This is a genomic window from Chamaesiphon sp. OTE_75_metabat_556, from assembly GCF_031378165.1.
Lineage (GTDB): Bacteria > Cyanobacteriota > Cyanobacteriia > Cyanobacteriales > Chamaesiphonaceae > Chamaesiphon.
Genome location: NZ_JANNDR010000584.1, coordinates 1 through 4,285 on the forward strand (window position 1 = coordinate 1; position 4,285 = coordinate 4,285).

Below are 4,285 nucleotides of genomic sequence, written 5' to 3' on the forward strand. Positions count from 1 at the left end.
ATGAATTCCCCCCTACTTTTTGTTTCAGAGCTTGAGAAATCGATCTAAATTTCATCACAACTCATTTAGTTCTAAATTGGGACTAAATCTAAGCGATATTTATAAATAGCGACAGCCCGATCGATCGATCGAAAATAGTCGGGATCTTGGGGCGAAAGATAGACAGCAGAGATCTGAGTTGCCGTAATTGTGGGAGTCGGCGTCGGTGAAAATTGATAGTTAGTTATCGTTTCAACAGTATTGAGATAAATCGTCGAACTCGTCCGAAAAACTTGCTGCGATACTTCGGCTGCAATAAATTGATCGAGTGTCGGTATTTCTCGATCGAATCCCGTCACAAAAGCTTCTAGTTGCCGATCCTGTGTCAGTTGGGTAATCTGTTTGGTCGGATTTTGGGAATCTATTGCGACCGATTTGACATTAGATGCACCCAGATAAGCCGTAGCAATATTTAAACCATTAAAGGCGCGATCGGCAATCAGTTTTGATTTTGGTAAATTAGCGGCTAGTCGCGGCAAGCTCAACGTTGAGAACTTGACAGATTTAGTCAGATCGGTCGGGATGAATTGGACAGTAAACTTGATCGGCTTATCGATATATTGGCGATTGCTCTCAAATCCTGGCGTGACTATTTTTGGTGCTAAAGGTGCGCTCTGTTCGAGGAGAGTACTAGTTGCTAGCCAGCGGCCGCGAAACCATTCTGGATAGGTTAATTCGCCATCATGCTGGCTCAATTGAGGCTGGGCATCCCAATTGGGATATCGATCGATCCTGTCGCTCAGAACTCCAGCGAGCGCACTCTGGGAAATACAAAACCAACAGGCGATCGCGATCGACCAAATCGCCATCTTGCGGACTAAACTATGCATATCTCGATCACGGCTTATTCCTGACTAAACTGTTGGTAGTACCTTACATTGAGCGTAATAACGCAACAAATGATCGCACAAGACTAACGCCACCATCGCTTCCACCATCGGTACCGCACGAGGTAACACGCAAGGATCGTGTCTGCCTTTGGCAGATAGGGTTGTCTCTTCACCTGCAGTAGTGACGGTATTTTGTTCTTTCCGAATCGTGGCAGTGGGCTTAAATGCAACCCTGATAATGATATGTTCGCCATTGGAAATGCCGCCCTGAGTACCGCCAGAACGATTGGTGCGCGTCCGAATTTCGCCATTGGCATCGGTGTAGAATTCGTCGTTATGCTCGCTGCCGGTCATCAGAGTTCCGGCAAACCCCGAACCGATTTCAAAGCCTTTAGTCGCGGGTAGCGACATCACACCTTTGGCGATATCTGCTTCCAACCTGTCGAATACTGGCATCCCCAGACCTTTGGGCATATTTCGCACGACGCATTCTACCACGCCCCCGATCGAGTCACCCTGTGCAATCATTGCTTTAATTTTGGCCTTCATTTGATCCGCACAAATCGAATCTGGACAGCGCACGATATTGCTCTCTACCTCCGCCATCGTCACAGTGTTGCTATCGACGGTGGCTTCGAGATCGTGAATCCGCTTGACATAGCCGATGACTTCGATGTTATTGGCAATTTGCAGAATCTTCTTGGCAATCGCGCCAGCAGCTACTCGCCCAATTGTTTCTCGTGCGGAAGATCTGCCACCACCGAAAGGGTCGCGAATCCCATATTTGGCATCGTAAGTCGCATCGGCATGGGAGGGGCGATAAGCCTGCTCCATCTGGCTATAGTCCCGAGATCTGGCATCTTTATTTTTGACCTGAATATTAATCGGCGTACCAGTAGTCTTGCCTTGAAACACTCCAGACATAATCTCGCAGAGATCGAGTTCATTCCGGGGCGTAGCAACTTCACTTTGCCCAGGTCGCCGCCGATCGAGTTCGACTTGGATTTCGGCTGCGCTAATCTCTAATAGCGGCGGACAGCCATCGATGACAACACCGACCACACCCCCATGGGATTCGCCATAGGTCGTAATTCTAAATAAATGCCCAAAGGTGTTTCCCATCGTATGTACCGGATCGATTTTCGGTGATTAGTTACTAGTTTATCAGCACAGAAGAGGAGATGCGATCGAATAGATAACAATTTGGCTGAGATGCATAGATCTTCTTTTGATAATTCAGGAGATCTAGGCAATAAAAAACAGCCGATCGATTGATGATACATAGCAATTGAGATCGATCCCAATTTTTTCAAAGGAGAGCTAATAATTGTTGAGATCGTCCGTTAGTATCCATTGGTATCAGCTATGAATATGGCTACCTTAAGTTAAAAAAATAGAGTGGAAATTTTTGTCGATCTTTGAAAATTGACTAAAAAGATGCAGGAGCGAACTATAGTTACACCTTCTGCATCATCGATCAAAAAAGTAAAGTATTTGCCCAATTAGCTATCTAGTTGGTAAGCACAACTTTTACAGCTTCTTTCATGTCGTTACGACAAGTAAATTTTGGGGATGTTTGAGTTACAGGCGGCTCATATTTATCACCGCCAATTCGATGACGGTAAGTAACTCGGAACTGAGTTGACTCGTTATTGACTTTTTCTAGATCGCGTGTTCGACCAAAGGATTTTTTCTGTTCTAGGTTTTGCTTCCCATCAACGCCAAATATTCCAGTTTCAGTCCGATATTGACGGTTGTCTAAATCAGAGTATTCCAACTTGGTAATTTTGATTTCATCGGGGGTAGCATTTGTGAGGATGATGGGAACATTTTTACAAGTTTCTGAGCCAGCGATTGCCGCTGGTGGTATCCAGGCACTTAAAGCGATGACTAAAAGGGAAGGGAGCAAGAAAAGAGATGTTTTCATGGTATTTATTTGAGTAAGTTATGTTGTGGGTGAGATAACTGCTGAGGTTAAAATATCTTTGAATCGATCCCAATCAGCGATCGATTCAAAGCATAATGTAGTTGGATATTGAGCCAGTACAATCTATTTATCGAGTAAAACTGGATGCGTACTTCCATCTATACAAACAAAGGGATCGGTAGTTACACGAACAGGAGCGGCAAAATTGTTAATGCCTTGTTTATGTTGGTATGTAACTCGGAATTTAGTACGACCACCAACTTCAGCGAAATTTCGCGTCGCCCGATGAACTGTGCCGGATTGCAGTTGCTGTGTTCCACTCGAACCCAAGAGATTTTTGGGTACAAATGCGTTCTGAGTAGTATCTAAGTACTCAAAATTCGTTACCTTTACAGTATCTGGAGTTCCATTTTGAATCTTGACATCTACATTGGTGCAGGTAGAAGCGGGAACGGTAGTGGTAGTTGGAATAGTAGTGGTAGTTGGAATGGTAGTTGGTATGGTGGTGGGAGTGGTAGTGGTGGGAATGGCAGAGACACGATCGCTTGCACCGAAACAAAGACTAACTGCTAATATCGATAGCAAGACTTTAGCAGGTGATTGAATTTTAACGAGATTGGTAAGCATAGAAATTTTCATGTCCTTCGCCGTTGGAACAAGCAACAACTGCTGAAATTCAGACCAGTGTCCATCAAGCGATACAATCACTACCAGAACTACAGCGTCAAATCCTCAAGCTGAGTTACTATCAAGGTTTGAGTCATAATCAAATCGCTGAGTCTTTGGCGCTCACACCTGGAGTTGTCAAAAGTCGTCTTCGGCAGGCTCTGGTTCAACTCAAGACACAGTTAGCTGGTGTGGACAGATTAGATATAGATTAACCATGATAAATTCCGCCCTTTCTGACGAAACAAAACAGCTAGCTGCTGGGTATGTGCTAGATGAATTAGAGCCATCTGAAATAGAGGCTTTCGAGCGAATGATGTTAGAAGATGCAACTCTGCGCCAAGAAGTGCGAGAACTACAGATGATCTTGGGTGGTCTGACCCTAGATGTCCCACAACTACAGCCACCAACCCATCTGCGGGCTAGAGTCCTTCAATCCTCGGATATCAATCGTGAAGTCATAGCAGTGCCACCAAAAAAACGGAACTGGACTAAAGTTGTCACTATTTTTGCCCTAAATAATCAGCAGGTCATCTACTGTGGCGAATTTCGCACCGATGGGCAAGGAAATGCTTCCCAGTCGATTAATCCACCACAAGTACCACCTCCTGGCACAAAAGCCACTGGTCTGTTTGTCACGGTGGATCGCGAAAATGCACCAGTAGTACCCATCGGAACTCGCATTATATCTGGGGAAATCTAGGACGTTTGCGGATAGTGCATTGTTATTCTGCCGCGAACATAGCTATGGCCTCACGCAATCGCAGCGTCAATCAAAATTTAGTCCGCGCTCTTGTAAGAGGTCGATCGATTTGAATTGGCA

The 4,285-nt window shown here is 45.1% G+C and carries 6 protein-coding genes; 2 read left to right on the top strand and 4 right to left on the bottom strand.

The window, feature by feature from the left end; genetic code table 11:
* Positions 1-71: 71 nt before the first annotated feature.
* The 4 genes from RMO27_RS22990 to RMO27_RS23005 form a co-directional block, all read right to left on the bottom strand.
* Complete coding sequence (locus RMO27_RS22990; RefSeq protein WP_309736862.1) at positions 72-869, bottom strand: DUF6816 family protein; 798 nt, start codon at positions 867-869, stop codon at positions 72-74.
* Positions 870-893: 24 nt separating this feature from the next.
* Positions 894-1,991: a chorismate synthase gene (gene aroC / locus RMO27_RS22995; RefSeq protein ID WP_309736863.1), complete on the bottom strand. Its 1,098-nt coding sequence runs from the start codon at positions 1,989-1,991 to the stop codon at positions 894-896.
* 388 nt (positions 1,992-2,379) lie between these two features.
* Positions 2,380-2,796 (bottom strand): hypothetical protein, encoded by a 417-nt coding sequence (locus RMO27_RS23000; protein WP_309736864.1) that lies wholly within the window; start codon positions 2,794-2,796, stop codon positions 2,380-2,382.
* A 123-nt stretch (positions 2,797-2,919) separates the two neighbouring features.
* Positions 2,920-3,435, bottom strand: coding sequence for a hypothetical protein (locus tag RMO27_RS23005; protein ID WP_309736865.1), 516 nt, complete (start codon positions 3,433-3,435; stop codon positions 2,920-2,922).
* A gap of 11 nt (positions 3,436-3,446) precedes the next feature.
* Between RMO27_RS23005 and RMO27_RS23010 the strand changes: the two genes are divergently transcribed.
* Together RMO27_RS23010 and RMO27_RS23015 are read left to right on the top strand one after the other, a co-directional pair.
* Positions 3,447-3,677, top strand: coding sequence for a sigma-70 family RNA polymerase sigma factor (locus RMO27_RS23010; protein WP_309736866.1), 231 nt, complete (start codon positions 3,447-3,449; stop codon positions 3,675-3,677).
* Between the two features lie 2 nt (positions 3,678-3,679).
* The gene (locus tag RMO27_RS23015; RefSeq protein WP_309736867.1) at positions 3,680-4,165 is read left to right on the top strand and encodes a hypothetical protein; all 486 of its coding nucleotides are present in this window, start codon (positions 3,680-3,682) and stop codon (positions 4,163-4,165) included.
* The last annotated feature ends 120 nt before the right edge of the window (positions 4,166-4,285 follow it).

Bases quoted from the DNA above. Each gene is read 5' to 3' on its own strand.
- RMO27_RS22990 (WP_309736862.1), bottom strand. From the start codon at position 869: ATGCATAGTTTAGTCCGCAAGATGGCGATTTGGTCGATCGCGATCGCC.
- RMO27_RS23005 (WP_309736865.1), bottom strand. From the start codon at position 3,435: ATGAAAATTTCTATGCTTACCAATCTCGTTAAAATTCAATCACCTGCT.
- RMO27_RS23000 (WP_309736864.1), bottom strand. From the start codon at position 2,796: ATGAAAACATCTCTTTTCTTGCTCCCTTCCCTTTTAGTCATCGCTTTA.
- RMO27_RS23015 (WP_309736867.1), top strand. From the start codon at position 3,680: ATGATAAATTCCGCCCTTTCTGACGAAACAAAACAGCTAGCTGCTGGG.
- aroC (WP_309736863.1), bottom strand. From the start codon at position 1,991: ATGGGAAACACCTTTGGGCATTTATTTAGAATTACGACCTATGGCGAA.